The organism is Roseateles sp. PN1, assembly GCF_038419725.1.
Taxonomy (GTDB): Bacteria; Pseudomonadota; Gammaproteobacteria; order Burkholderiales; family Burkholderiaceae_C; genus Paucibacter_A.
Genome location: NZ_JBCARA010000009.1, coordinates 97,758 through 122,729, shown reverse-complemented (window position 1 = coordinate 122,729; position 24,972 = coordinate 97,758). Strand labels below are relative to the sequence as shown.

The following is a 24,972-nucleotide window of genomic DNA, read 5'->3' as shown; positions in this document are numbered from 1 at the left end:
CGAGGACAGTTTTGATAACCCAATTGGCGTCATACAGCATGGCCACTGGGGGGGCCGGATTCCAGACGATTCCGGTTGAGGACCTGCTGTTCTTCATCGGCGGCGAAAAGTCCAACCACGTGGAAACCGCAAGTATCGAAGCCCAGATCCGCACGCAAACCGATCAATGAGCAAGTGGATTAGTTGGAGCCTGCCCTGTTCAGGCAGATCCACCGCTCCCCCTGGTCATCGCCCGCGGCATCAACAGCGCCACCCTAGGCGTTCGCGGCCGCCGAATGGTGGCCGTCAAAGGCGTCAATGAGAAGCTCTAAGTCAACCGCCGCTATTCGAGGGTATGCAATGCGGGAGAGTCCACTGAGCACAGTCCTCAAAAAGAGTTGCTGCACCGCATAAGTTACCGATAGATTGCATAGGCAATTGGAACCCATTTTCCAGTTTTACTTCTCCATAAGAAAACTGTGTCGCCAACACTTGGCATTGGCAGTAGCGAAATCTTGGTTGCAGCAATTAACGCATGATCATACTCACCATTCGCCATACCATCATGAACCGATCCCGCACCAAAAATTTGCATAAACTCAGGCATTATCAAGACGGATTGCTTAGCCAATAACTGACCTATCGTTGGCCGAATATATGATGCTGCGGTCGGCTTTAGCTTTGAGGCGCCAGAAAACGTCTTAACCTCATTGCGCGGACTAGTGGTGGAGTAAGTTAATTTACCTATGCTCTCAACAATCTTATATGTAAGAAAAGCAGTGCGCTCCACTACAAAAGTAGCTTGGCCAGAGCCACTAAAATACGGTCTTGGAGGCACGTTTTCCGGCCAATAGTTAGGCAAGCCTTGCTTGGTCCATAAACTCTGAATATTTACAACAACATCACGATCGTACTCTTCGACACCTGAGTGCCAGTTTTTGTCAATATCGAGCTGAGCACGATCCTGAGAGTCAAGTCTACCAAGCGTACGTTCGATCCCATTCACGTCGTAGTAGACATCCATTTTCAACAAGGCTGGAAAGTATCTTGAAAAATCGATACTGAATGCGTAGATTAGCAGGGCTATGGAGAGTACATAGCAAAATGCTTTTGTTAACGCGATGTTTTTAACCCAAAGCGATAATGGAATTTTGAAGCCAACAATACCGAGCCTGATCTCAGTCTCAATAGTAGGCTGCTTGATTCCCGCCAAGAACTTCGGCGCAAGTAGTGTTACGAAAAAAATGATTACCGACGCAAGTATGGGCAAGTAAAAATTTACAATGAAGTCAGTCTCATTTTTCAATTTCACTCTCCGGCAAATGATTGGAAAATCCGCTCGATGAAAACTTGACGCCAGTGACAGAAAACCATCACCCCCCATAACCAGCACTTCAACAAACCTCAGACTCCACTGCAGATGCAACGAGTTATTCTACTTCTGCGATGAACGAGGAATTATGACCAAGTATCAGGTTAACGGGAGTCCCGACCAGAACTTAAATACAATTCCCCTATGCAGCACCAAACAATTGGCGACCTCCATTGCCTTAAAATTTGCAACCCGACTCGATGTTTCGAGCCAGGCGGCGAAGACTCAGCCCCCTCAAAAAAGGCGCAAGCGTCATTGCGCAACTAGGTTGTGAGAGCGTTCAGTTCATCTTTGTAAGCCACTATTGGTGAATAGAGTTTGTGAAATGCACGGCCAATAGCACCCGGAAATAGTGTCAGTGCAGGATTCTTCGATCCGCCCTGGAGAATATGACCAATCGCGATACCTGGATATGGATCAATATAGAAGATCTTGGTAATTCCTAGCTGATACGCCTTCTTCGCACACAATTCGCAAGGGCTTGCTGTCGTAAAAAGTAGACCACCCTCAATGGATGACAGACCATACTTAGATATCTGTAGGAAGGCGTTCTCTTCCGCGTGCAACGATCGCGTGTGAACCTGATTCTTTTCGTTTCTGAACGCGTTGTACTCCGACTTAAAGCAAAAAGCGTTGTTTCTTCCGTCCTCCGGAACGATAGCGAAACGCTTACTACTAGCAGTGAAATGTCCGAGGTACTTTTCATCAGTTCTTTCGTACTCGCTGTATGCAGATGAATCTGATCCTGTAAGGAGGTCATCCCTATTACGTAGATTGCAGGGTACTTGTCCGTGCGGCGCATCATTCCAACCAATGGATCGCACGGAGAAGTTCACGTCTGTTACGACCGCGCCGACTTGTCGTGAGATGCAACCCGAGTTGAGCTTTGCTGTATAGGCAATCTGCATGCAGCGCTCAAGTGCGGACGGCGTGACAATTCCCGGCCTTCTTATCAATGAGACAAACCGCAGCAACTGATTAGCCAAATCCTGAAACTCGTTTACCTTTGACGTCACATTCGGATTACTAATGTACAAATCCGCGCGCTGCAAACAAGCCTGAATGTCCTGCACAGAGTAAAATTCCGTTTTATCAAGATCATGCGGTGTGTATTCGACCGTATCAATTGACGCAATATCGACCTCGGAGTATCTCTGCGCCCTCAGCCGAGCCTGCCGGTCAAATTCAGGAGCTGAAACTGCCACCAAATAGAATGAAGAGTAGCGATCCTGAAAGAAGAGCGCTTCAAGCGGATTTCGGATGGCGTCAACAACTATAAAAGTACGCTCCTTCCGTGCCCGTCTCTCCTCATGAATATGTTCAATAACTGAATTAACTCGTTCCGCCAACGTAAAAAACTTCCCCTCTATTAGAGTCGAGTCATAAGGATCACCTGAAAGACGAATATTCTTTCCGATTACTTGATACAACCTCACGAAACTACTCTCCCCTAGAGTCGCGCGCAACTCGTCACATTTAGTTGGCAGGGTTTTTGTATAGTACTGAGTGGCGTCAACGCATCCCGTTCTATTCAGAATATCTTGATAAGGCCCACGGAGCTCCTCAAGAAGCCCGGCAAATTCAGCCGTTTTTTCAGGCGTGGGGAGCAACTCTTGAAACTCCTCTATAGCCGCTGAAATCTCTCTATCTAGGAGGAAGGTCGTGATGAGAGATCGAACTTGAATTAGCAGGAACGGTGTCCATGTTGCCTTGAAGTGCCGAAGAAGGATTCGCTCCTTTCTTTGCTCGTTAGTGTCCGGCTTCTCTCCGGAGAAAAGGCTGTGTCGGATTTCAGCCATGTTCGACTGAAGGATTTTTGCTGAAGTGCTGCAACCACTGCCGGTCCGACCAGTAAGTCCAAGAACAATAAAGTCATCGTCATCACCGTAGATTCTTCCAATGGCGGACTTGAGGTAGTTTGTATTGGGCAGAGGACCGATAACTATCGACATTTGATGTTCCCTGAGTTGTCTGCAGGCGGGTTGAGCACTCTTGCCCTCTGCACATTTAGACATCTGTTTAAGGCGCCCGATTAACTATATGGAGCCGCAATGACGCCTGACGTCGCGCCCTGTCACGCCAAAAAATTTGAGCCGACTGGGCGCATACAGCCTACGGCTGGGCCTTGCGGAGCATTAGTCATGTAAGCAGCTGCACTAGAAAGCTACAGGGAAAGCCTAACCCATATTTTGAGCGGATTTCCCCCATAGACTGCTCGGTATCAACCCACACCAAATCGACTTTGTGCATTCGAGATGCACAGCCGTGCCCCGCCGGTCGCACCGATAGGGGGCTCGGCAAGCTCCGGCTCTAAGCACCAGCTTTCCCGAGCAAGCCATTGATCCGCAAAAAACATCAGCAGTAACAGCAACCCAAAACCCGACTCAAGCCTTCTTGCCTTCCGCCGCCTGTGCCGCGGTCGAAGCCGCGCCCTTGGCGGCAAAGGTCTCGCGCAGGCGCTTGAGCTTTTCGCGTGGGTCTTCCTTGACCTCGTTCTCGTTCAAGCGCATCTCGGTGATGAAGCGGCTGGGGATGCCCATCACCAATTCGCGGCTCTTTTTGCGCCGCCGCAAGGTGCTGACGGCCAAGGTGGTGCGGGCGCGGGTGATGCCCACATACATCAGCCGGCGCTCTTCTTCCAGGCGCTGGGCGGTCATCTCTTCGTCGTCGGCCTTGAAGGGCAGCAGGCCTTCGTTGACGCTGGCCAGGAAGACATGGGGCCACTCCAAGCCCTTGGAGGCGTGCAAGGTGGTCAGGGTGACTTGGTCTTGCTCATCGCCGCGCTCGGCCATGGACAGAATCACGCTGATGGTTTGCGCCACCTGCAGCACGGTCTGCTTTTCGCTTTCAAACTGGCTGCCGCTGTCTTGGGTGATTTCGCCGCCGCAGCGCTTGGCCACCCAGTCGACGAAGTCCAGCACATTGTTCCAACGGGCGGCGGCCACCTTCTCGTTCTCTTCGTTGTCGTAGAGGTGTTGCTCGTAGCCGATGTCTTTGAGCCATTCCAGCAGCAAGGCCTTGGCCTCTTTATTGCCGCTGGTGGTCTTGGCCTTGAATTCGAGGTCGGTGATGTAGCGGCCGAACTCGTGCAGGGAGCCCAAGGCCCGCGTGGTCATCACGGTCGCCAGGCTTTCGGCGAATAGCGACTCGAACATGCTGCATTTCCAGCGCCCAGAGAACTGGCTCAACGCGCCCAGGGTCTGGTGGCCGATGCCGCGCTTGGGCGTGGTGATGGCGCGCAGGAAAGCCGGGTCATCATCCTGATTGACCAGCAGGCGCAGCCAGGCGCACAAGTCCTTGATCTCGCTCTTGTCGAAGAAGCTTTGGCCGCCGGAGACCTTGTAGGGAATCTCGGCGCGGCGCAGGGCTTGCTCGAAGATGCGGGCCTGGTGGTTGGCGCGGTAGAGGATGGCGAACTGCTTGAATTCCTTGGCCTTGCCATCGGCCATCAAAGCCTGGATCAGACTGACGGCGCGTTCGGCCTCATGTTCCTCACCATCGGCTTCGATCAGCTTGACCGGGTCGCCGTCGCCGAAGTCACTCCACAGCGTTTTCTGGAAGAGCTTGGGGTTGATGGCGATGACGTTGTTGGCGGCCCGCAGAATGGCGCCGGTGGAGCGGTAGTTCTGCTCCAGCGGAATCACCTTGAGCTGGGGAAAGTCCACCGGCAGGCGCTTGAGGTTTTCAATCGTGGCGCCGCGCCAGCCGTAAATGCTCTGGTCGTCATCACCCACGGCGGTGAACATGGCGCGCTTGCCCACCAGCTGCTTGAGCAGGTCGTACTGCACGGCATTGGTGTCTTGGTATTCGTCCACCAGCACATAGCGCAGCTGGTCTTGCCAGCGGCCGCGTGCTTCGGGGTTGGACTCCAGCAGGCGCAGGGGCAGGCTGATCAAATCGTCAAAGTCCACCGCCTGGTAGGCGGCCAGGCGCTCTTGATAACGCTCCATCACGGCGGCAGCGGCGCGCTCGTTATCGTCCTTGGCGATCATCATCGCCTGCTTGGGCGTGAGGCCCTGGTTCTTCCACAGCGAGATGGTCCACTGCCAGGATTTGGCTTGGTTGGCGTCCACCGTGCCGCCGGCATCGCGCAGCAAGCCCAGCACATCGTCGCTGTCGAGGATGGAGAACTGCTCCTTCAAGCCGACCAGCGTGCCCTCCTGCCGCAAGATGCGCACGCCCAGGCTGTGGAAGGTGGAAATCACCAGATCCTTGGCCGCCCGCGCGCCAATCAGGTGCTTGGCGCGCTCGCGCATTTCCTGCGAGGCCTTGTTGGTGAAGGTGATGGCGGCAATCTGCTTGGACTGGTAGCCGGCTTGCAACAAACGCGCAATCTTTTGCGTGATGACCCGGGTTTTGCCAGAACCGGCGCCGGCAATGACCAGGCAAGGGCCGTCCAGATGGTGGACGGCCGCCAATTGGGCAGGATTCAGGGTGTTTTCGGCCATGGCTTTCTCGGGCTGGGGCGCGAATCATAGCCAGCCGGGCGGCGGCTGGCGGACCGAAGGGCTTGATTCAGATCGCCCCGCTCAGGGACGCTGCCCGCCCGGCGGCGCCAGCTCGACCTGGGCATTGCCCGGCGCCACGGGCGTGGCCTCGGTGACCGCGCCACTCATCAGCAAGTCGGGCTGGCCGGTATTGGCAACTTGGTTGGCGGCTTGCTTGGCGTCTGGGTCGCTTGCCGGCAGCGGCGCCAGTTTGCTGGCCGGTGCAGGCGTCGTGCGCGGCCGCAGTAGCGGTGGTGCCTGCGGCTTGGGCGCGGCATTGGCCAGCCCGGGGGTGGGCTCGGGCTGGTTCGTCAGAACGGAGTTGGTGGCCGCAGGCGTAGCGGTGGTGGCGCTGGGGTCGGCAGGGACCGTGTTTGCGGCACCGCTACTCTCGATGAGCAAGCTGGGCTTGGCATTGGCGCCTTGGCTTGGATTCAAGCTCTGGCTTGGCCGCACACCACCCGCCAGCCGCTGCGCCCAGGCCGAAGGTACGGCCTCACGCCCCAGCCAGCCCGCCAGCGTCAAGCTCAAAGCCACGCCGCCGGCCGCCAGCCAAAGGGAGCGGCCGCGTCTGGATTTGGCTCCGCCCCAGCTGGCTGCGGCAACGTCGGTAACCATGGCCTTGGCTTGCGGCGCCCGCTGCGAAGGCATGGGCTGGAAGCGCAGGGCGGAATGGCCATCTCCAGCCAGCCATGCGCGCACATCATCGGCCAGGGCCTCGACGCAGCCGTAGCGGAAATCGACCTGCTTGGCATGCGCTTTGCGGATCAAGGCCTCCAGGCTGAAACGGTCCTTGGGACTCAAGCTGGCCAGGCTGGCCTCATCCAGGCAAGCGGCCAGCAATTGGCCGACACCAAATACCTCGCTGGCCAAGCTGGGCGGATGGCCGGCGGCCACCTCGGGGCTGGCATAGCCCGGGGCCGAGCTGAGCGCCATCACATGCTCAAAAGGGTCACTCGGGTCGGCCATGCGCAGCAGGCCCAGCGCCATCAGCTTGAGCTGCTGGCGGCGGTCCAGCCACAGCATGGCGGGGTCGATTTCGGCCCACAGCCAGCCCTGGGTGTGCAAAGCGCGCAAGGCTTCGCAAAAACTCAGCAGCAACTCGATGCGCGCGCGCAGCGGCATGGCGGCAGCCGCCTGCAGCAACGGCTGGCCGCCCTGCACCTGTTCAAACACCAGATAAGGCTGGCCTTGCGGCGTGACACCACTGTCGGTGGGGACGGCAATCATGGGCTGGCCGAGCTGCTCGAAGTCGGCGGCTAAGTCGCCAAAACGCAGCATCAGGCCCATCGCGCGCTCACTGCGCGGCAGCAGCAGCACGGTGGCTTGTTTGTCTTTGGCCAGGGCGTGGCTGGCTTCGTACCATTGCGCCACCGGGCCGGCCGATGCGGCCGCCGCCACCAAGGCCTGACGCACCCGCCACACGCCCAGCGCCGCGCCAACGCCCAGCAAAGCTGGCGCGGCAGGCGGTGGCAGGGCGAGTTCAGGCATGCGCATGACGGGTTTTCGCTGATGTTAGGTTGCTCGAATAGCCAAGCCGGGCACTGCATCCCCGCATCTGGGGGAGCCAGCAGGCCGCCGCCACTCACCCAGGGGGGACGCGTCGGCGCAGCGCCTCAGCCACGCCGATCCCGGCGCGAACTGGCATCATCCCAGCTTTTGGGCCGAAATTGAGGCCCCTAGCTTGGGGCAATCGTCCCTAAATCTGAAGACAAACCATGCAAAAGCCCCCCCGGCCCCACCGACGGCAGCCCGCCGCTCTGCTTTTCGCCTCGGCCGCATTGCTGAGCCTGGCCCTGCCCGGCCTCGCTCTTGCCAGCGGCAATGGCAATGGCAGCAATGCCAAAACCCTGGCCCTGAACTACCAGCAGCCCTCGGCCCCGGTGCGCGCCCTGCTGGACGCACCCAACCTGCCCCGGCCCATCATTTCGCCCGACCAGCAAACCCTGGCCAGCGTGCAACTGCGCCGCCTGAACAATCTGGAAGAGCTGGCTCGGCCGGTGCTGCGCTTGGCCGGCCTGCGGATTGACCCCGGCTGCGCCTGCCCGCAAGCCCAACCGGTGATTCAGAACCTGCGCCTGCGGGCGCTGCTGGACCCGCAAGCGCCGGAGCGGCCGGTGGCCCTGCCGAGCGAAGGCAAGTTCCAGGCCTTTCACGCCTTCCACTGGGCGCCGGATGGCCAGCGCTTCATCCTGAGCCGCCGCACGGCCACGGCCAGCGAGCTGTGGGTGGGCGATGCCCGCACGGGCGACATCCACCCCATCCCCCAGCTCAAGCTCAATCTGGTGCTGGGCGGCACCGAGCCGGTCTGGCTCAGCCCCACCGAGCTGCTGGTGCTGGCCCTGCCCAAGCCGCGCGGCGCCCCGCCCGGCTTGCCGGCCGCGCCCGCCGGGCCGGTGATTCAGGAAAGCCTGGGCCGCAACTCGCCCGAGCGCACTTATCAAGACCTGCTGAAAAACGCCCGTGACGAGGCCTTGCTGGCCTATCACGGCCGCAGCCAGATCACCCACGTCAATCTGCTGACCGGTGCCACCCGCGCGCTGGGCGAGCCCGGCCTGTTCAGCAGCCTGGCCGTGACCGGCGAGGGCGCGGCCCATGTCATTCTGAGTGAACGCCTGCTGCGCCCCTTCAGCTACACCCTGCCCTGGCAGGACTTTGCGCGCAGCGTTGAGCTGCGACGCCGTGACGGCCAGCCGCTGCGCGAGTTGGCCCGCCTGCCGCTCAAGCAAGGCGTGGTGCTGGAAGGCGTGCTGCCGGGGCCGCGTGGCTTCCAGGCCTCGCCCGGCAAAGATGCGGCGATCTTCTGGGTCGAGGCGCTGGACGGCGGCAACCCCAACCAAGCCGCCGCGCTGCGCGACCGCCTGGTGCGCCTGGACCCGCCTTATTCGGGCAAGCCACAGGTGGTGACGCAACTGCCCCAGCGCCTGACGCGGCTGAGCTTTCTGGATGACGGCGAGCACGCTCTGCTGACCGAGTTTGACCGCCAGAAGTCCTGGTTGCGCACCAGCTTGCAGCCCTTGGCGGGCGGGCCGGGCAAGACCTTGTTCGAACACGCCCAGCGCGAACGCTATCGCCACCCCGGCACACCGCAAACCCATATGCTGGCCAATGGCCGCAATGCCGTGATCAGCGACCAGGGCGCTTTGCTGCTGGCCGGGCCGGGCGCCGGCCCCAAGGGTGAGCGCCCCTTCCTGGACCGCCTTTCGCTGCAGGACCTGAGCACGCAGCGGCTGTTCCAGTCTGAAGAGGACGCGTACGAACAAGCCGTGCTGCTGCTGGACCGCGGGCGCCTGATCACCCAGCGCGAAACCGAAACCGAACCGCCCAATCTCTTCCTGCGCCAAGGCGCCGGCCTGAGCCAGGCCCGTGCCCTGAGCCGCAACAAAGACCCCAGCCCGCAGCTGCGCCAGATCCGCCGCGAGTTGGTCAGCTTCAAGCGTGCCGATGGGGTGGAGCTGAGCTTCTGGCTCTATCTGCCGCCCGATTACAAGCAGGGTGAACGCCGCCCGGCGCTGGTCTGGGCTTATCCGCTGGAGTACACCGATGCCAGCACGGCCAGCCAGGTGGGCGGCTCCAGCAACCGCTTTGCCAGCTTCGCGCCGCTGAGCCCCTTGATGCTGGCGATGGACGGCTTTGTGGTGCTCAGCGATGCCACCATGCCGGTCGTCGGCGACCCCAAGACGGTGAACGACAGCTTCGTGGAGCAGATCACCATGAATGCCCGCGCCATCATCGACAAGGCCGAAGAGCTGGGCGTGGTAGACCCCAAGCGCATGGCGGTGGGCGGCCACAGCTACGGCGCCTTCATGACGGCGAATCTGCTGGCCCACACCTCGCTGTTCAAGACCGGCATCGCCCGTAGCGGCGCCTATAACCGCACGCTGACGCCGTTTGGCTTCCAGAGCGAGCGGCGCTCACTGTGGGAGGCGCGCGATGTTTATTTGAAGCTGTCGCCCTTCCTGGTGGCCAATCAGATCCGCGAGCCGCTGCTGCTGATCCACGGTGAGGCGGACAACAACTCCGGCACCTTCCCGCTGCAATCAGAACGCCTCTACCAAGCGCTGGCCGGCACCGGCGGCACGGTGCGTTATGTGTCCCTGCCCTTCGAATCACACGGCTACACGGCGCGCGAATCGGTGGGCCATGTGCAGTGGGAAATGAGCAACTGGCTCAAGCGCTATTTGGGTGACCCGCGCGGCGACAACTGAAATCGCGGAGATCCAATCAGAAGCTGCCCATCTGCGAGTCCGGTGAGGAGCGCGGCGGCAGCACGATGTGCAGCACGGCGCCGCCGCCTACGCCGTTCTCTGCATAAATGCGGCCGCCGTGCACTTCCACGATCTTGCGGCAGATCGCCAGGCCCAGGCCGGTGCCTCCGGCGCCGTCCTTGGTTTGGCTGGACTGCACAAAGGCCTCGAAGATCTTTTCCAGTTCGGCTTCAGGGATGCCTGGGCCTTGGTCGGCCACGCTGAGATGGGCTTCACCGTTGGCGCTGCGCTCGGCGCTGAGCCGCAGCAGCCCACCCTGCGGCGAGAACTTGATCGCATTGGCCAGCACATTGCGCAGCACTTGCGAGAAGCGCACCGCATCCACCTGGGCCGCCAGGGGCTGGTCGGGCAGCTGCAGGTTCAGCTTCAAATGGCGTTGATCCAGCAAGGGCCGCAGCTCGCGCAGCACTTGCTGCACCAGGCCGCGCAAGTCGGTGCGCTCCAGCTCAAAAATGCCCACGGCGCTTTCGATCTTGGCCACGTCCAGCAAGTCATTGACCAGCGCCAGCATGCGCTGACCTGAAGCGTGGATTTCGCCGAACATCTCCACCAGCGAGGCATGCTCGCGCGCCTTCTTCAAACCCAGCTCCGAAAAGCCGAGGATGGACTGCAGCGGCGTGCGTAGCTCATGGCTCATATTGGCCACGAACTCTGACTTGGCGCGCGAGGTTTCCTGCGCCACATCGCGGGCCTCGCGGGTGGCGCGCTCAGCATTGCGGAACTCGGTCACATCCATCAGCGTGCACAGCGTGCCGCGCACACCGCCGTTTTCATCCGGCACCAGCACCTTGGTGATCAGCACATCGTGCCGCTGGCCGTCGGCGCCCATCAGCTGGGCCTCGTAACGCAGCTGACCGCCCAGGGCCATGCCCTGAACCTTGGCTTGCGCCATCAGCTTCTTGTCTTGCTCGCGGTGCTGGGCCGCATCGGACGCCAACAGGCTGCGGCCCAGCGGCTTGCCGATCACATCGCCGCGGCGCAAGCCGGTGAACTGCTCCCAGGCCTGATTGAGGCTGATGTAGTTGAAGTGTTGGTCGTACATGGCCACCGGCAAGGGGCTCATTTCCAGCAGCACACCGGTCAAGGCGAGCTGCTGCTGCAGGCGCTGGCGTGAGTTGGTGCGGTCGGTGACATCAATCGCACTGCCGGCAAAACCAATCAAGGTATTGCGCCCGGCCACCGGGCCGAACAGCGGCATCACCGCCACATCAAAGTACAGCAACTCACCGCTGGCCGCGCGCACCGTGATCGCTGCCGTGCGGATGCCGATGCGATCGTCCGGGTTGAACAGGGCTTGCACCTGCTTCCGACCCGCAGGCTCCACCAGTTCTTGCAGATGGCGGCCGATGGCTTGCTCGGCGCGCTCCTGGCTGAGCACTTCCCAGCGCGCATTGACGTAAGTGATCGCCCCCTGAGCGTCGGTGCGGAACACCAACTCCTGCAGGCTTTTCAGCAAGACCTGCAATTCACGCTCACGCCAAGCGACTTGCTCATGGGCCGCGTCCAGGGCTTTGCGGGCCGATTCACGCACACTCAAGCTGCGCAAGGCGATGACGCAGGCGCCAGCAATCAGGCTCAGCGCGCCAGCCCCGAAGGCGAGCAACCACAACATATTGTCGCGCCAGCCTTGCAAGGCGGTGGACAGATCCAGCTCCACCGACACGAGCAAAGGCCGGGTGCGCGAGACCCGAAACGCCACCACCTGTTCGCCCGGCAACACACCGGCACCCACATAGCTGCCATGCTCACGCTTGGGCAGCCAGTCGGTATAGATCGGGTGCGTGAGCAGGCGTGCCGAAGGTTCCACGCTGATGGTTTCCGTGGCGGCCACCACCTGCCCCTCGTAACTCATCAGCGCGGCAATGCTTTTGCTGCCCGCCATGGTCAGCTGTTGGTAGGTGGCCAGGGTCTCGGGGTTGATCAGGGCCACCAGCAGCAGGTTGGCGCCATTAGCCGTGCGCACCTGGCGCAAGAGCGGCAACATGGTGACCGTGACCCGCGCCGGTGCCGGGCCGGGCGCCAAATCGGCCAAGCCGCGGCCAGCCAGCAAGCTGTGCAGCCGCTCGGCCCCCACCGCCGGCCAAGGCCCGAGCCGCTTGAGATCGATCACATGGCCCACATCGTCCTGAATCGAACTGGCCAAGACCCGGCCTTGAGGATCGAGCACCGCCAGGCTGCGTAAAAAGGGCAGGCCTTGCAGGGAATTGCTCAGCATGGGTTGCAAGCGGTTTGGTTCTGCGTGCGATTGCTGAGAAATGGTCTCGGCCAAGGTGCGTAGCATCAGCGACGAGGTTTCCACGCTGCCCGTGGCGTGGTCCGACAAGACCCGCGCCAGCAGTTCGCTGCGCTCAAAAGTGCTGAGCAAGGCTTCGCGCCGCTCATACCAGGCCAAGCTCACCAAGGTCAGCACCAAGGCCGCGGCCAGCAAGCCCCCCGCGAGCAAGACAATGCGATTGGACGCTTGGCGAAGCATCAATCTGCGACTGAAGGCTGGCGCGGCGGACATGTGATTTTCGGCCGCAGCGCTTAGTTCACGACGATGGCGCTCAAGCCATGACGCTTGGCCGCTGCCGCCAAACGGCCGTCGCGCTTGATGGCGGCCACAAACTCATCCACCCGCGCCAGCCAAGCCGCATCACCCGGCTTGACCGCATAGGCGTAGGGCAAGGTGTAGAAGGGCTGCGGCGGCGCAATCAGCTTGGCCCAGTCCGCGTTCTCCAGCAGGCGCCGGCTGTAGGGATAGTCGGTCATGAAAACATCGACACGGCCGCTTTCCAATTCCTGCTCACGGGTGGCGGGCGGCTTGACCACGGTCATGCGGGCATTCTTCAGCGCCGCGGCCATCACCGGCTCCATGAAGGTGCCGGCCTGCACGGCCACCACCACGCCGGGTTTGTCGATGTCGGCCCACTCGCGCACGCTGCGACTGGTGCGGCTGGCCACGCCGTAGATATCGCTGCGCAAATAGGGCTGGCTGAAACTCAGGTGCTCTTTGCGCTGCGGCAGCACGCCGATGGCAAACATGGCGACGTCACAGCGCTCACCGGTCACATCGGCGATCAGCTGCACAAAGGAAGATTCCACGTATTGCAGCTTGACCTTGAGGTCACGCGCCAACTCGGCCGACAGCTCGATGTCGATGCCGGCAAACTGCTGATTGCGCGGGTCGCGGTAGGTGACACCGTAATAGTCCGGCCAGATGCAGACCCGCAGCACGCCGCTGCCACGCACCCGTTCGAGCACAGAGGGTCCCGCCTGCGCAGGAGCGCCGGCCGGGCCGAGTTTGGCGCCCTGCGTGGATGGCGCCACCTGCGCGACGGCGGGCAGCAGCCCTTGCAGCGCCGCCAAGCTCAACACCGCAGCCCACTGGCCGGCCAACTTTCCTGCTTGCAACATCTTGTGTTTCTCCAGGGCTTGGGTGAATTGGCAGAGCAAAAAATCCAGCACCTCGCCGCGCCAATCTGACATCGAGCGCCGCGCTTCTCGCATCATCCCCGCAGCCAAGCCTGATTGCCCGCGCATCGATGCTCTCCACGCGCAAAAAGCGGCCCTTGTGCGCATTCACCCAAGCTAGCGCCGGTCTGTGGGCTTGCTCACCAAGACTGCCGCCAGTTTGCACAATCGCGGTAGGGCTAACTGTCATTTTCACCAATGAATTTATCAATGGTGCTGATTTGCCGGGGGATTTTGCGCCGGCCTGTGCGAAATTTCGGCAAAATCGAACAATGCCCAACAATAAAGCACAAGCCGCCAACGACAGCCCGGACTGCAGCACCATGGAGGTCGCTCGCATGCTGGGTTTGGCCGTGCGCTCGGTCCAGCTGATGGTCGATCGGGGCGATCTGGTGGCCTGGAAGACGCCGGGCGGGCATAGACGCATTTCGCGCATTTCGGTGGAAGCCTGGACGGCCCAGCGCCGCGGCAGTAGCAGCAGTGCCAACGGCAGCGCCCGCACAGAACGCCGCCCTGATCCCGGCGCGGGCACCAGCCTGCAGTCGCGCCCACGCGGCAACCGCAGCGGACGCACGACCACGGCGCCGCGCGTGCTGCTGATCGAGGACTCGGTGCACTTTCAGAATCTGGTGTCGCTGCTGGTGGGCCAGCATTTCCCCGGCGTTGACTTGCACATCGCGCAAGACGGCATCGTTGGCCTGGCCATGTGCGGGCAATTGCTGCCCGATGTGTTGATCGTCGACATCTTGTTGCCCGGCATTGACGGCGCCACCCTGATCACCAGCCTGCGCTCGCAAGCGCAGTTTGCGCAAAGCAAGCTGATCGTGGTGACCTCGCTGGACGAAGAGCAGCGTGCGCCCTACGCCTTTGCGCTGACCGGCGTGCCGGTGGTGCACAAACCCAATCTCGTGAGGGACTTGCCCCCCCTGCTGCGCGAGGCCTTGGCTGACGCCGTGCCAGTTGCTGACTTGGCCGACAGCCATTCATGAGTCTGCCGCGCGTTTTGCTGGTGGAGGACAACCTCCCCGTCCAGCATTTCGTGCGCGCGGCGCTGGAAGATCTGCCGATTGAACTGCACTGCTGCAGCAGCGTCGATGCCGCCTTGGCCAGCTTGGCCGAACACGCCGCCGCGCTGATCCTGACCGACCTGATGATGCCCGTGCGCACAGGCTTCGAGCTGGTGCAGGTGCTGGGCGAGCAGCCCGCCTTGCAAGGCCAGGCCAAGCTGGTGATCTTCAGCGCCGGCCTGAACGAAGCGGTGCGGGCGCGCCTGCAGCAGCCCCATGTCTGGCGCTTGCTCTCCAAACCCTGTTCGCTGGCCGACTTACTGGCTTGCGTGCAAGAGGCCTTGGCACTTGGCCAAGCCGCGCCAGGCGCCGCGCCGCAAGTGCTAACCCAGCACTTTCAAGGCGACCAAGCCCTGTACACCGCCTTCCGGCAAAGCTGCTTGAAGCAGTTCCCGGCCGACCTAGCCAGCGGCGACCTCGCTTGTGCCCGGGCGGATGCCGGCGCGCTGCAATTGCTGGCGCACAGCCTCAAGTCAGCGCTGCAGATGCTGGGCGACACCGCGGGCCATGATCTGGCTAAGCAGTTGGAGCAAGCGGCGGGCCAGGGCGACTGGACGAAGGCCGCACCCCTGTGGCAGCGGCTCAGGCAGGTGCTGACGCAGCTGCGCTGAGCGCGGCTAAGCCAGCCGGCGTGCGTTGGCGCTGACGACTCAAATCGCCAGCGGATCCACATCCACCGCCCAGCGCAACAAACCTTTGTGTTCGCGCTTCAGGGCGTGCAGCTCGGGCATCCAGTGCCACAGAAGGCGTTGCAGGGCGCTGCGGTTGCTGGCTTCCACCAACATCTGCATGCGCTCCACATTGGCCACCCGCGCCACACTCATCGGAATGCAGGGGTAGACCAGAACCTGCGCCGCCTCGGGCATCTGCTGGGCAAAGGCCGCCGCGGCGTCGAGAAAGCCCTTGGCCGCCTCCGCTGTGCGGCCTTCGGCACGCAACAGGGCCAGATGGGCATAGGGCGGCAGGCCGGCGGATTCACGCTCGGCCAGCTGGCTGGCCGCAAAGGCCTCGAAGTCATGCTTGGCCAAGGCCTTGTACAGCGCATGCTCGGGATGCCAGGTCTGCACCCACATCTCGCTGCGGGCGGCCTGGGCGGCATCACGCCCTGCCCGGCCGCCGGCTTGCATCAAGAGCGCGAACAAGCGCTCGGGAGCGCGGAAGTCGCTGCTGAACAAGGCGCCGTCCGGGTTGATGGCGGCGACCAGGGTGATGCCGCGGAAGTCGTGGCCCTTGGTGATCATTTGCGTGCCGACCAGGATGTCCACCTCGCCCGCGTGGACGGCCTGCAGCTGGGCTTCGAGCTGGCCTTTGTGCTTGGTCGAATCGGCGTCGATGCGGGCGACGCGGGCTTCGGGGAAGGTCTCGGCCAGTTGCTCTTCCAGGCGCTCGGTGCCGCGGCCCAGCGGCGCGATGTCCTGGTTGCCGCAGGTCGGGCAGGCGCTGGGCACCCGCTCGGTGAAGCCGCAATGGTGGCAGCGCAGCGTGCGGTCGCCCTTGTGGAAAACGCGCCAGGCGCTGCAGTGCGGGCAATCGCTCTTCCAGTTGCACTCACCACAGTGCAACACCGGCGCATAACCGCGCCGGTTCAGAAAGATCAAGCTCTGCTCACCGCGTTCGAGCCGGCTGCGCAAGGCCTCGATCAGCGGCCGCGTCAGCGCCGTGGTCACGCCCTTGCTGAGCGGCAAGAGCTTCATGTCAAACAAGCGCACCTTGGGCAAGGCGCCGCCGCCGATGCGGCCGGGCAAGGCCAGGCGCTTGTAGCGCCCCTCGTTGGCGCGCTGCCAACTTTCCAGCGACGGCGTGGCCGAGCCGAGGATGACCGGCAGCTTCTCCAGATGGGCGCGGTACACCGCCAAGTCGCGCGCCGAATAACGCGCGCCGTCTTGCTGTTTGTAGGAGGGGTCATGCTCCTCGTCCACCACGATCAGGCCCAGGCGGGGCATCGAGGCGAACACGGCCAGGCGGGTGCCCAAGACCAGTTCGGCCTCGCCCAGGTGGGCGGCCAGCCAGTGGCGCAGGCGCAGCGCCGGCGTCAGGCCGCTGTGCAGGGAGACGATGCTGCGGTCGGCAAAGCGCTCGGCGAAGCGGGCTTCCAGCTGCGGGGTCAGATTGATCTCGGGCACCAAGACCAGCACTTGCCGCCCCTGCTGCAGCGCATGTTCGGCCGCGCGCAAATAGACCTCGGTCTTACCGCTGCCGGTGATGCCGTAGAGCAAGACCGGCGCGGGGGCCGGGCTGGTGAGCATCTCGTCCAGCTGACGCAATACCTCGGCTTGCGCGGGGCTGAGTTCGGGCGGCTGGGCTGCGGCCGCACGGCCCGCCTCTGCTTGCGCGCCCCGGGACTCGGCCCCCAGCTTGGCCACGCGCTTAAGGCGCAGCTTGAGCTTTTGCCCGTCCAGCTCACGCAGCTGCGGCGGCAGCACCGACAAAGCCACCTCGCCCACACTGCGCTGGTAATAGCTGGCCGCGAATTCGACCAACTGGCACCAGGCGGCGCTGAGCGGCGGCAAGCCATCCAAGGCCGACAAAATGGGCCTCAGCAATGCCGGGTCGGTGTCGCCAGAGGGCTCCCCCGGCCAAACAATGCCCATCAGCTCACGCCGCCCCAGCGGCACGCGCACCAAGCTGCCCGGAGCAAGCGGCTGAGGGCTCAGATAGTCCAGCGGCCCAGTCAAGCCGCTGTGTTGCGGCGTATCCACCGCCACACGCAGCCTCACCATCGCGGCGGGCTGGTCGGCGGACGCATCAGCCACCGGTTCACTCATGCGCAGGCGCCCGGCCAAACCCAGCTATTCCCGGATAAGTTCTTAGTCCTAACCTTAGATTTACGCGCTAAGTGCATGATTTAGAAGGGCCAGGAATGGCGCCGATTTGAGCGCCAATTCAGCTGTGGATAACTTTGTGGGAAAAGTGCTGGCAACCGTATCAATTTGTCTCTGTCACCCAAGCCAGCCGTCGACGACGAATTTCGGGGGAAAGTTTACAAACTGTTTTAAATCAAGCACTTAGCATTCAATCGGGAAAACCATAGGCTGCGCTGCAACATGGATTCCCCCTGTGGGCAAGCTGCCCTGTTTTGGGGATAAGTCAAAACCTGAGTGCTTACTTCACGTTTTATCCACGCCAGAAAACACCCTGGCGCGGCGCTTGCTCCGTCAAAGTGCGCGCAGCTTGCGTGAGTAGCTATGCACCTCGTCCACCAAGGCTGTCACGTGTTCAGGGGGCGTGAACTGGCTGATGCCATGGCCCAGGTTGAACACATGGCCATCCCAGCTGCCGTCGGCACGGCGCGGGTTGCCAAAGCTGTCCAGCACGGCGCGCACCTGGGTACGCACGGCGTCTGGCGGGGCAAACAACACGTTGGGGTCCAGATTGCCCTGCAAGGCCACGCGGTTGCCCACCTGGGCGCGGGCGCGGCCCAGATTGGCAGTCCAGTCCAGGCCCACCACATCGGCGCCGGCATCGGCCAGCTCGTCCAGCCACAGGGCGCCGCCCTTGGTGAACAGCAAGCGCGGAATGCGCTTGCCTTCATGCTCGGTCTTCACCTGCGCCAATACGCGGCGGGAGTATTCGAGGCTGAATTGCTGGAACATGCCGTCGGCCAGCACGCCGCCCCAGGAATCAAAAATCATCACGGCCTGCGCGCCGGCTTCGATTTGCGCGTTGAGGTACTGGGCCACCGAGTCGGCATTGATCGCCAGGATGCGATGCATCAGATCGGGGCGGGCGTACATCAGGCTCTTGACCTGACGGTAGTCGTCCGAGCCACCGCCCTCGACCATATAGCAGGCCAGCGTCCAAGGGCTGCCGGAGAAGCCAATCAAGGGCACGCGGCCGTTCAGGGCTTTGCGGATCGACGAGACAGCGTCGAACACATACTTCAGCTTGTTCATGTCCGGCACGGCGAGTTCAGCCACGGCGGCTTCGTCGCGAACGACCTTGGCGAACTTGGGGCCCTCGCCCTGCGCGAAAGTCAGACCCAAGCCCATGGCGTCGGGCACGGTGAGGATGTCGCTGAACAGGATGGCGGCGTCCAGCGGATAGCGCTCCAGCGGCTGCAGCGTGACCTCGGTCGCGTAGTCGCGATTGGTGGCCAGGCCCATGAAGCTGCCGGCCTTGGAACGCGTGTCGCGGTACTCGGGCAAATAGCGTCCGGCCTGGCGCATCAGCCAGACGGGGGTGTAGTCAGTGGGCTGGCGCAGGCAGGCGCGCAGGAAGGTGTCGTTTTGTAATGGTGCGCTCATGGGCCGCGATTATCCTTGCTCGTGAACCTTGCCATTCGATATGGCTCAAAGCAGAGTGATACTTCGCCTCGTTGCACGATCAATTTCTGGAGGATTTTCATGACCCGCATGTTCCAACGCACGTCCCTGGCCGCCCTTGTTCTCGCCGCTTCCGTGGGCCTGTCGGGCTGCGGCTATAACGAGTTCCAGAAGCTGGACGAAAGCGTCACGGCGAGTTGGTCCGAGGTGCTGAGCCAGTATCAGCGCCGTGCCGACCTGATCCCCAATATCGTCAACACCGTCAAAGGCGAGGCCAATTTCGAGCAAGAGACACTGACCAAGGTGATCGAGGCCCGCGCCAAGGCCACCAGCATCCAAGTCACGCCCGAGCTGGCCAAGGACCCCGAGGCGCTGAAGAAGTTCCAGGCCGCGCAAGGCGAAGTGTCGAGCGCGCTGTCGCGCTTGCTGGTGGTGAGCGAAAACTACCCCAACCTCAAGGCCAATCAAGGCTTCCAGGATCTGCGCGTGCAACTCGAAGGCACCGAGAACCGCATCACCGTGGCCCGCAATCGCTACATCAAGAGCGTGGCCGAGTACAACGTGCTGGCGCGCAGCTTCCCCAGCAACCTCACCGCCAAGGTGATGGGTTATGAGGTCAAGCCCAATTTCACGGTCGAGAACGCCGCAGCCATCAGCACCGCGCCGGCGGTGAGCTTCGATACCGCCAAGCCTGCCGCCCCAGCTGCCTCTAAATAAGGCAGCGCCCATGATGCGCCGCCTTGCAAGTCTTTGGGCCTTGCTGCTGTGCCTGGTTTGGGCACCGGCTTTGTGGGCCCAGGACGTTCTGCCCGTTCCGGCCCTGAGCGGCCGTGTCATCGACCAAACCGCCACGCTCAGCGCAGCGCAGCAGTCCGCCCTGGAGGCCAAGCTGGCTGCCTTTGAGCAAGCGGCCGGCTCCCAGCTGGTGATCTTGCTCGTGCCCAGCGTCCAGCCGGAAGACATTGCCGCCTACGCGCAACGCGTGGGTGAGAGCTGGAAGATCGGCCGGCGCGGCGTGGGCGACGGCATGCTGATCGTCGTGGCCAAGAATGACCGCAAGGTGCGCATCGAGGTGGCCAAGGCGCTGGAGGGCGCTGTGCCCGACCTGGCCGCCAGCCAGATCATCCAGAACGCCATCACACCGGCCTTTCGCAAGGGCGACTACGCGGGCGGCTTGAATCTTGGCGTCGATCAACTGCTGGCCCGCATACGCGGCGAGAACCTGCCCTTGCCCAGCCAACCGTCCGGCGCCAAGAAGGCCTCCTCACAAGGTTTTAACTTTGAAGAACTCGGCGCGCTGATCTTTATTGGCGTGCCGGTGCTGGGCGCCGTGTTGACCGGCATCTTCGGCCGCAAACTCGGCAGCCTGCTGACCGGCGGCGCCGCTGGCGTACTGGGCTGGGTGCTGGCGGGCAGCCTGATCGTGGCGGGGCTGGCGGGCGTGGTTGCGCTCGTCTTGGTCGGCGTGATGGGCGTTGGCGGCGGCGGGGGCAGACGTGGCGGAGGCGGCAGCGGCCCCATCATCTTTGGCGGAGGTGGAGGCGGTGGCGGTGGCGGCGGCTTTGGTGGCGGCGGCGGAGGCGGCTTTTCCTCGGGCGGCGGCGGCGACTTTGGCGGCGGCGGTGCCTCCGGTGATTGGTGAACAAGATGACCTTGCAACGCTTTTTCAAACACCGCTGGATCGACCACAAAGATGTGGAGCGTCTGCTGCCGCAAGCCGCCGTCGAGAACCTGCAGGCCCTGGTCCTCCAAAGCGAGCGCCATCACAGCGGCGAGATTTGCATCTGCGTAGAGGGCGGCCTGCCGCTGTCGTATTTATGGAAGGGCCTGACGGCGCGCCAGCGCGCCGTTACCCTGTTCGGCAAGCTGCGGGTCTGGGACACCGAAGCCAACAACGGGGTGCTGATCTATCTGCAGATTGCCGACAGGGCGATTGAGATCGTGGCCGATCGCGGCCTCAACGCCCACGTCACGGCGGCAGAATGGCAGAGCGTGGTCGCGGCGTTGCGCGAGCAACTCAAGGGCGGCGGCTGTGAGGCTGGGTTGATCGAAGCCGTGTCAGCTGTCGATGCCCTGTTGGCCGAGCACTTCCCCTTGCGGCCCGGCACTATCAACCCCAACGAATTGCCGGACCGGGTGGTGATTCTTTGATTTTGGGGCCAAGGCCAGCAGAAGGAATGCCTAGACTGCTACACGACGCCCTGGCCCACGATGCAGGTCGGGTTCAGAACTTGTTCGGCAAAGGCTTGAGCTTGCCGCCGAAAATTTCCGTTAGTGGCGCCTGACCCAAGGGCGGGAACTTCAGCTTGGTCGGTGCACAGGACACATCGGGCAGATGATCCAGCAGATGGCGGATCAGGGTCAGCCGGCCACGCCGCTGGTCGTTGAAATCCACCAAGGCCCAGGGTGCATGCTTGCTGTGCGTGGCCTTGAGCATGGCCTCGCGGGCTTCCCCATACTCTTTGTACTTGGCGCGGGCTTGCAGGTCGATGGGAGAGAGCTTCCAGCGTTTGAGCGGATCGGCCAAGCGTTCCGCAAAGCGGATTTCCTGCTGCTGCTGGTCCACGGTCAACCAGTACTTGAACAGCAAGATGCCGTCATCGACCAAGAGCTTTTCAAATGCAGGCGCCTGCTGCAAAAACGCTTGCGTTTGCGCCGGCGTGCAAAAGCCCATCACCGTCTCGACACCGGCGCGGTTGTACCAGCTGCGGTCAAACAGGGCGATCTCACCCGCCACCGGCAGGTGCGGCACATAGCGCTGGAAGTACCACTCGCCCTGCTCCCGGTCACTGGGCTTGCTCAGCGCCACGGTATGGCATTGGCGCGGGTTCAAGGTTTCGGAGATCGCAGAAATGACGCCGCCTTTGCCAGCGGTATCGCGCCCCTCCACCAGCACAAGCAAGCGTTTGCCGGTCTTTTGCAACCAGCGCGCCATATTGTTGAGCTCGAGATGCAGAGGCTCGAGTTGCGCAAGGTAGTCTGACTTGCTGAGCCGCTTGGGCTCAGCGGCTTCAGCCACAACAGCGCTCGGCTTGAGCTTGCTTTTCGCCTTTCCTGTTCCCATCCGCGCCTCCATCGTCAATGCGTCAATTGAAGGGTGGAGCTTAACCCCCGCAGAGGCTGCTTGAGAGGCGCGGCTCAGAGCAAGATCAGGTCCTGGCGTCCAATCCACTCTTCGCCCGCTTGCAGGCGGATCGGGTGCTCCACGGTGGCCGCCTCGATGCAGAGCATTTGCATGTAGTCCTGGTCCGGCATATCGCTCAGCGCGGCGCACTTTGTGGGGCCCGGGTTCCACACCACCGCATCATCAAAACCTTGCTGCTGAATCTGCAAACGGCGTTCGGTGCTGATGCCCTGCTCGCGCAGCAGCATGGGTTCTTTGACCTGGTGATAGACCCGGTCCAACTCGCCCGCGGGCAGCAGCAACTCCACGCGCTGGGTCTTCTCCGCGCCGTCAACCTTGTCCCAGTAGTGCAGGCCCGACAGGCCATGGACACTGCATTCATCCAGATCATTGATGCGGAAGTAGCTGTGGAGCGCCGCGGTGAAGTCGAAGGCCTCGCTCTCGTTTTTGTTGACGCAAGCCAGCTCAATCTGCAGGACCCGGCCGCTGACACGCAAGCTCAGCTCAAGCTCAAAGGCATGCGGCCAGAACATGCGGCTCGCAGCGTCGTCCGTCAGGCGCAGCACCGCCAGGGCGTCGTCAGCGCCCTGCTCGGCCATCACCAACTGCCATGGCTTGCTGCGCGCAAAGCCGTGGTTCTTCAAGGGGCCGCGATCGCCGAACTGCGGAAAGATCACCGGCACGCCGCCACGGATGGCCTGGCCGGATACATAGGCCGACGTGGGCGAAACGTAGAGCTGCTCGGTAGCGCCGGCGGGCACCCAGGACAGCACATGGCCGCCATGCAGCAACACGGTGGCGCGGGCACCGTCAGGGGCGAGCAGTTCCAAGGCGTCCAGGCCTTGGTGGCGGGTGATGGCGATCGGTGTGGACATGGCGGATGAGGAGAAATACGGGTTATTGGGCGATCAGGGAACTGATGAGACTCAGCTGGCACCACGATGAAAAACGCCCGCCCAACTCTCGTTGGCGGGCGTCTCCTTGCAGCGCTTGCGCGTTAACTGGATTAACGCTTGCGGAACTTCTGCAACGCAGCGATCTGCGCAGCCATCGCCATGAATTCGCTTTGAGCGGCAGCGAAGTCGATGTCCGACTTGGCGTTCTTCATGGCTTCTTGCGCGATCTTGCGGGCTTCGATGGCCTTGGCTTCGTCCAGGTCCTTGCCGCGAATCGCGGTGTCGGCCAGCACGGTCACCCGGCCAGGTTGCACTTCCAGAATGCCACCGGCCACGAAGACAAACTCTTCGCCGCCGTCAGCCTTCTCGATGCGCACAGCACCGGGCTTGATGCGGGTGATGAAGGGCGTGTGCTTAGGCAGAATGCCCAGCTCACCGCTCTCACCCGGCAATGCAACAAACTTGGCCTCGCCGGAGAAGATTTGCTCTTCGGCGGAGACCACATCCACATGGATAGTTGCCATTTCAATCTTCCTTTGAGTGAACAAGTGAGGCTTTGAAGGGATCAGCAGGTGTTGCCACCGACCGATCCGCTCAAGCTGCACTCACTGCGGCAACTTAGCCGAGCTTCTTGGCCTTCTCGAAGGCCTCGTCGATCGTGCCAACCATGTAGAAGGCCTGCTCAGGCAGGTGGTCGCATTCGCCAGCAACAATCATCTTGAAGCCGCGGATGGTTTCCTTCAGAGGCACGTACTTACCGGGCGAGCCGGTGAACACTTCGGCCACGTGGAAAGGCTGCGACAGGAAACGCTGGATCTTACGAGCGCGGCTCACGGCCAGCTTGTCTTCAGGCGACAGCTCGTCCATACCCAGAATCGCGATGATGTCGCGCAGTTCCTTGTAGCGCTGCAGCACTTGCTGAACGCCACGGGCGGTCAGGTAATGCTCTTCGCCGACCACGTTCGGGTCCAGCTGACGCGAGGTCGAGTCCAGCGGGTCCACGGCGGGGTAGATACCCAGCGAAGCGATGTCACGCGACAACACAACGGTGGAATCCAAGTGGGCGAAAGTCGTCGCAGGCGAGGGGTCGGTCAAGTCATCCGCTGGCACGTAAACGGCCTGGATGGACGTGATCGAACCGACCTTGGTCGAAGTGATCCGCTCTTGCAAGCGGCCCATTTCTTCGGCCAGCGTAGGCTGGTAACCCACGGCGGAAGGCATACGGCCCAGCAGCGCGGACACTTCGGTACCGGCCAAGGTGTAGCGGTAGATGTTGTCCACGAAGAACAGCACGTCCTTGCCTTCGTCACGGAAGGACTCGGCGATGGTCAGACCGGTCAGGGCCACGCGCAGACGGTTGCCTGGAGGCTCGTTCATCTGGCCGTAAACCATGGCGACCTTGGAGTCTTCGAGCTTCTCGAGGTTCACGACGCCCGAATCGGCCATCTCGTGATAGAAGTCGTTACCCTCACGAGTACGCTCACCCACACCAGCGAACACCGACAGACCGCTGTGGGCCTTGGCGATGTTGTTGATGAGTTCCATCATGTTCACGGTCTTGCCCACGCCGGCGCCACCGAACAGACCCACCTTGCCGCCCTTGGCGAACGGGCAGATCAAGTCAATCACCTTGATGCCGGTTTCCAGCAGCTCTTGCGAGGGGCTGAGTTCGTCGTAAGCGGGAGCTTGACGGTGGATCGACGCGATTTGCGTCTGAGCCACGGGGCCACGCTCGTCGATGGGCGCGCCCAGCACGTCCATGATGCGGCCCAGAGTCGCCTTGCCGACCGGAACTTGAATGTTCTCGCCGGTGTTGAAGACTTGGGTGCCGCGGCGCAGGCCGTCGGACGAACCCAGAGCAATCGTACGCACGATGCCATCGCCCAGCTGTTGCTGGACTTCCAGCGTCAGCGTGGAGCCTTCCATCTTCAGCGCGTCATAGATCTTCGGCATCTGGTTGCGGGGGAACTCCACGTCCACCACCGCGCCAATGCACTGAACGATCTTGCCAACGGCGTTGGTTTGAGTGTTCGACATATCGTTTCCTTCAATCAGTATTCGTAG

The 24,972-nt window shown here is 62.1% G+C and carries 19 protein-coding genes; 7 read left to right on the top strand and 12 right to left on the bottom strand.

What is annotated here, in order from left to right; all coding sequences use genetic code 11:
- The first annotated feature begins 38 nt into the window (after nucleotides 1-38).
- On the top strand, nucleotides 39-170 hold the full coding sequence (locus tag AABB87_RS14990; RefSeq protein ID WP_341971984.1) for a hypothetical protein: 132 nt from the start codon (nucleotides 39-41) through the stop codon (nucleotides 168-170).
- A gap of 224 nt (nucleotides 171-394) precedes the next feature.
- On the opposite strand, the gene AABB87_RS14985 is transcribed toward AABB87_RS14990, so the two are convergent.
- The 4 genes from AABB87_RS14985 to AABB87_RS14970 form a co-directional block, all read right to left on the bottom strand.
- Nucleotides 395-1,285: a hypothetical protein gene (locus tag AABB87_RS14985; protein ID WP_341971983.1), complete on the bottom strand. Its 891-nt coding sequence runs from the start codon at nucleotides 1,283-1,285 to the stop codon at nucleotides 395-397.
- Nucleotides 1,286-1,614: 329 nt separating this feature from the next.
- Complete coding sequence (locus AABB87_RS14980; RefSeq protein ID WP_341971982.1) at nucleotides 1,615-3,303, bottom strand: hypothetical protein; 1,689 nt, start codon at nucleotides 3,301-3,303, stop codon at nucleotides 1,615-1,617.
- A gap of 432 nt (nucleotides 3,304-3,735) precedes the next feature.
- A complete protein-coding gene (locus AABB87_RS14975) occupies nucleotides 3,736-5,799 on the bottom strand; it encodes an ATP-dependent helicase (RefSeq protein ID WP_058721807.1) in 2,064 nt (687 codons plus the stop codon).
- An 81-nt stretch (nucleotides 5,800-5,880) separates the two neighbouring features.
- Nucleotides 5,881-7,335, bottom strand: coding sequence for a serine/threonine protein kinase (locus tag AABB87_RS14970; protein WP_341971981.1), 1,455 nt, complete (start codon nucleotides 7,333-7,335; stop codon nucleotides 5,881-5,883).
- A 221-nt stretch (nucleotides 7,336-7,556) separates the two neighbouring features.
- Here AABB87_RS14970 and AABB87_RS14965 point away from each other — a divergent pair, with 221 nt between their 5' ends.
- Complete coding sequence (locus AABB87_RS14965; RefSeq protein ID WP_341971980.1) at nucleotides 7,557-10,046, top strand: alpha/beta hydrolase family protein; 2,490 nt, start codon at nucleotides 7,557-7,559, stop codon at nucleotides 10,044-10,046.
- A 16-nt stretch (nucleotides 10,047-10,062) separates the two neighbouring features.
- Here the strand turns inward: AABB87_RS14965 and AABB87_RS14960 are convergent, their stop codons facing one another.
- Both AABB87_RS14960 and AABB87_RS14955 read right to left on the bottom strand, forming a co-directional pair.
- Nucleotides 10,063-12,579 (bottom strand): ATP-binding protein, encoded by a 2,517-nt coding sequence (locus AABB87_RS14960; protein WP_341971979.1) that lies wholly within the window; start codon nucleotides 12,577-12,579, stop codon nucleotides 10,063-10,065.
- Between the two features lie 53 nt (nucleotides 12,580-12,632).
- Nucleotides 12,633-13,574 carry an ABC transporter substrate-binding protein gene (locus AABB87_RS14955; protein ID WP_341971978.1) on the bottom strand — a complete coding sequence of 314 codons (942 nt, stop codon included), beginning with the start codon at nucleotides 13,572-13,574 and terminating at the stop codon, nucleotides 12,633-12,635.
- A gap of 257 nt (nucleotides 13,575-13,831) precedes the next feature.
- Here AABB87_RS14955 and AABB87_RS14950 point away from each other — a divergent pair, with 257 nt between their 5' ends.
- Together AABB87_RS14950 and AABB87_RS14945 are read left to right on the top strand one after the other, a co-directional pair.
- A complete protein-coding gene (locus AABB87_RS14950) occupies nucleotides 13,832-14,548 on the top strand; it encodes a response regulator (protein ID WP_341971977.1) in 717 nt (238 codons plus the stop codon).
- Nucleotides 14,545-15,237: an Hpt domain-containing response regulator gene (locus tag AABB87_RS14945; RefSeq protein WP_341971975.1), complete on the top strand. Its 693-nt coding sequence runs from the start codon at nucleotides 14,545-14,547 to the stop codon at nucleotides 15,235-15,237. The genes AABB87_RS14950 and AABB87_RS14945 overlap by 4 nt, the downstream gene beginning before the upstream one ends.
- Nucleotides 15,238-15,276: 39 nt before the next feature.
- Here the strand turns inward: AABB87_RS14945 and AABB87_RS14940 are convergent, their stop codons facing one another.
- Together AABB87_RS14940 and hemE are read right to left on the bottom strand one after the other, a co-directional pair.
- Nucleotides 15,277-17,391 (bottom strand): primosomal protein N', encoded by a 2,115-nt coding sequence (locus tag AABB87_RS14940; RefSeq protein WP_341971974.1) that lies wholly within the window; start codon nucleotides 17,389-17,391, stop codon nucleotides 15,277-15,279.
- Between the two features lie 390 nt (nucleotides 17,392-17,781).
- A complete protein-coding gene (gene hemE, locus AABB87_RS14935; protein ID WP_341971973.1) occupies nucleotides 17,782-18,870 on the bottom strand; it encodes a uroporphyrinogen decarboxylase in 1,089 nt (362 codons plus the stop codon).
- 99 nt (nucleotides 18,871-18,969) lie between these two features.
- Here hemE and AABB87_RS14930 point away from each other — a divergent pair, with 99 nt between their 5' ends.
- Genes AABB87_RS14930 through AABB87_RS14920 form a run of 3 tightly spaced genes read left to right on the top strand, consistent with a single transcriptional unit; the run spans nucleotide 18,970 to nucleotide 21,039 of the window.
- On the top strand, nucleotides 18,970-19,605 hold the full coding sequence (locus AABB87_RS14930; protein WP_341971972.1) for a LemA family protein: 636 nt from the start codon (nucleotides 18,970-18,972) through the stop codon (nucleotides 19,603-19,605).
- A 13-nt stretch (nucleotides 19,606-19,618) separates the two neighbouring features.
- Nucleotides 19,619-20,530, top strand: a complete 912-nt coding sequence (locus AABB87_RS14925) for a TPM domain-containing protein (protein ID WP_445944875.1) — start codon at nucleotides 19,619-19,621, stop codon at nucleotides 20,528-20,530.
- A 5-nt stretch (nucleotides 20,531-20,535) separates the two neighbouring features.
- Complete coding sequence (locus AABB87_RS14920; protein WP_341971970.1) at nucleotides 20,536-21,039, top strand: TPM domain-containing protein; 504 nt, start codon at nucleotides 20,536-20,538, stop codon at nucleotides 21,037-21,039.
- Between the two features lie 73 nt (nucleotides 21,040-21,112).
- On the opposite strand, the gene ppk2 is transcribed toward AABB87_RS14920, so the two are convergent.
- The 4 genes from ppk2 to atpD form a co-directional block, all read right to left on the bottom strand.
- A complete protein-coding gene (gene ppk2, locus AABB87_RS14915) occupies nucleotides 21,113-21,952 on the bottom strand; it encodes a polyphosphate kinase 2 (protein ID WP_341971969.1) in 840 nt (279 codons plus the stop codon).
- Nucleotides 21,953-22,026: 74 nt separating this feature from the next.
- Nucleotides 22,027-22,887: a D-hexose-6-phosphate mutarotase gene (locus tag AABB87_RS14910; RefSeq protein WP_341971968.1), complete on the bottom strand. Its 861-nt coding sequence runs from the start codon at nucleotides 22,885-22,887 to the stop codon at nucleotides 22,027-22,029.
- Nucleotides 22,888-23,018: 131 nt separating this feature from the next.
- Nucleotides 23,019-23,432 carry a F0F1 ATP synthase subunit epsilon gene (locus AABB87_RS14905; RefSeq protein WP_058721798.1) on the bottom strand — a complete coding sequence of 138 codons (414 nt, stop codon included), beginning with the start codon at nucleotides 23,430-23,432 and terminating at the stop codon, nucleotides 23,019-23,021.
- A 94-nt stretch (nucleotides 23,433-23,526) separates the two neighbouring features.
- A complete protein-coding gene (gene atpD / locus AABB87_RS14900; protein ID WP_058721797.1) occupies nucleotides 23,527-24,945 on the bottom strand; it encodes a F0F1 ATP synthase subunit beta in 1,419 nt (472 codons plus the stop codon).
- Nucleotides 24,946-24,972 lie beyond the last annotated feature (27 nt).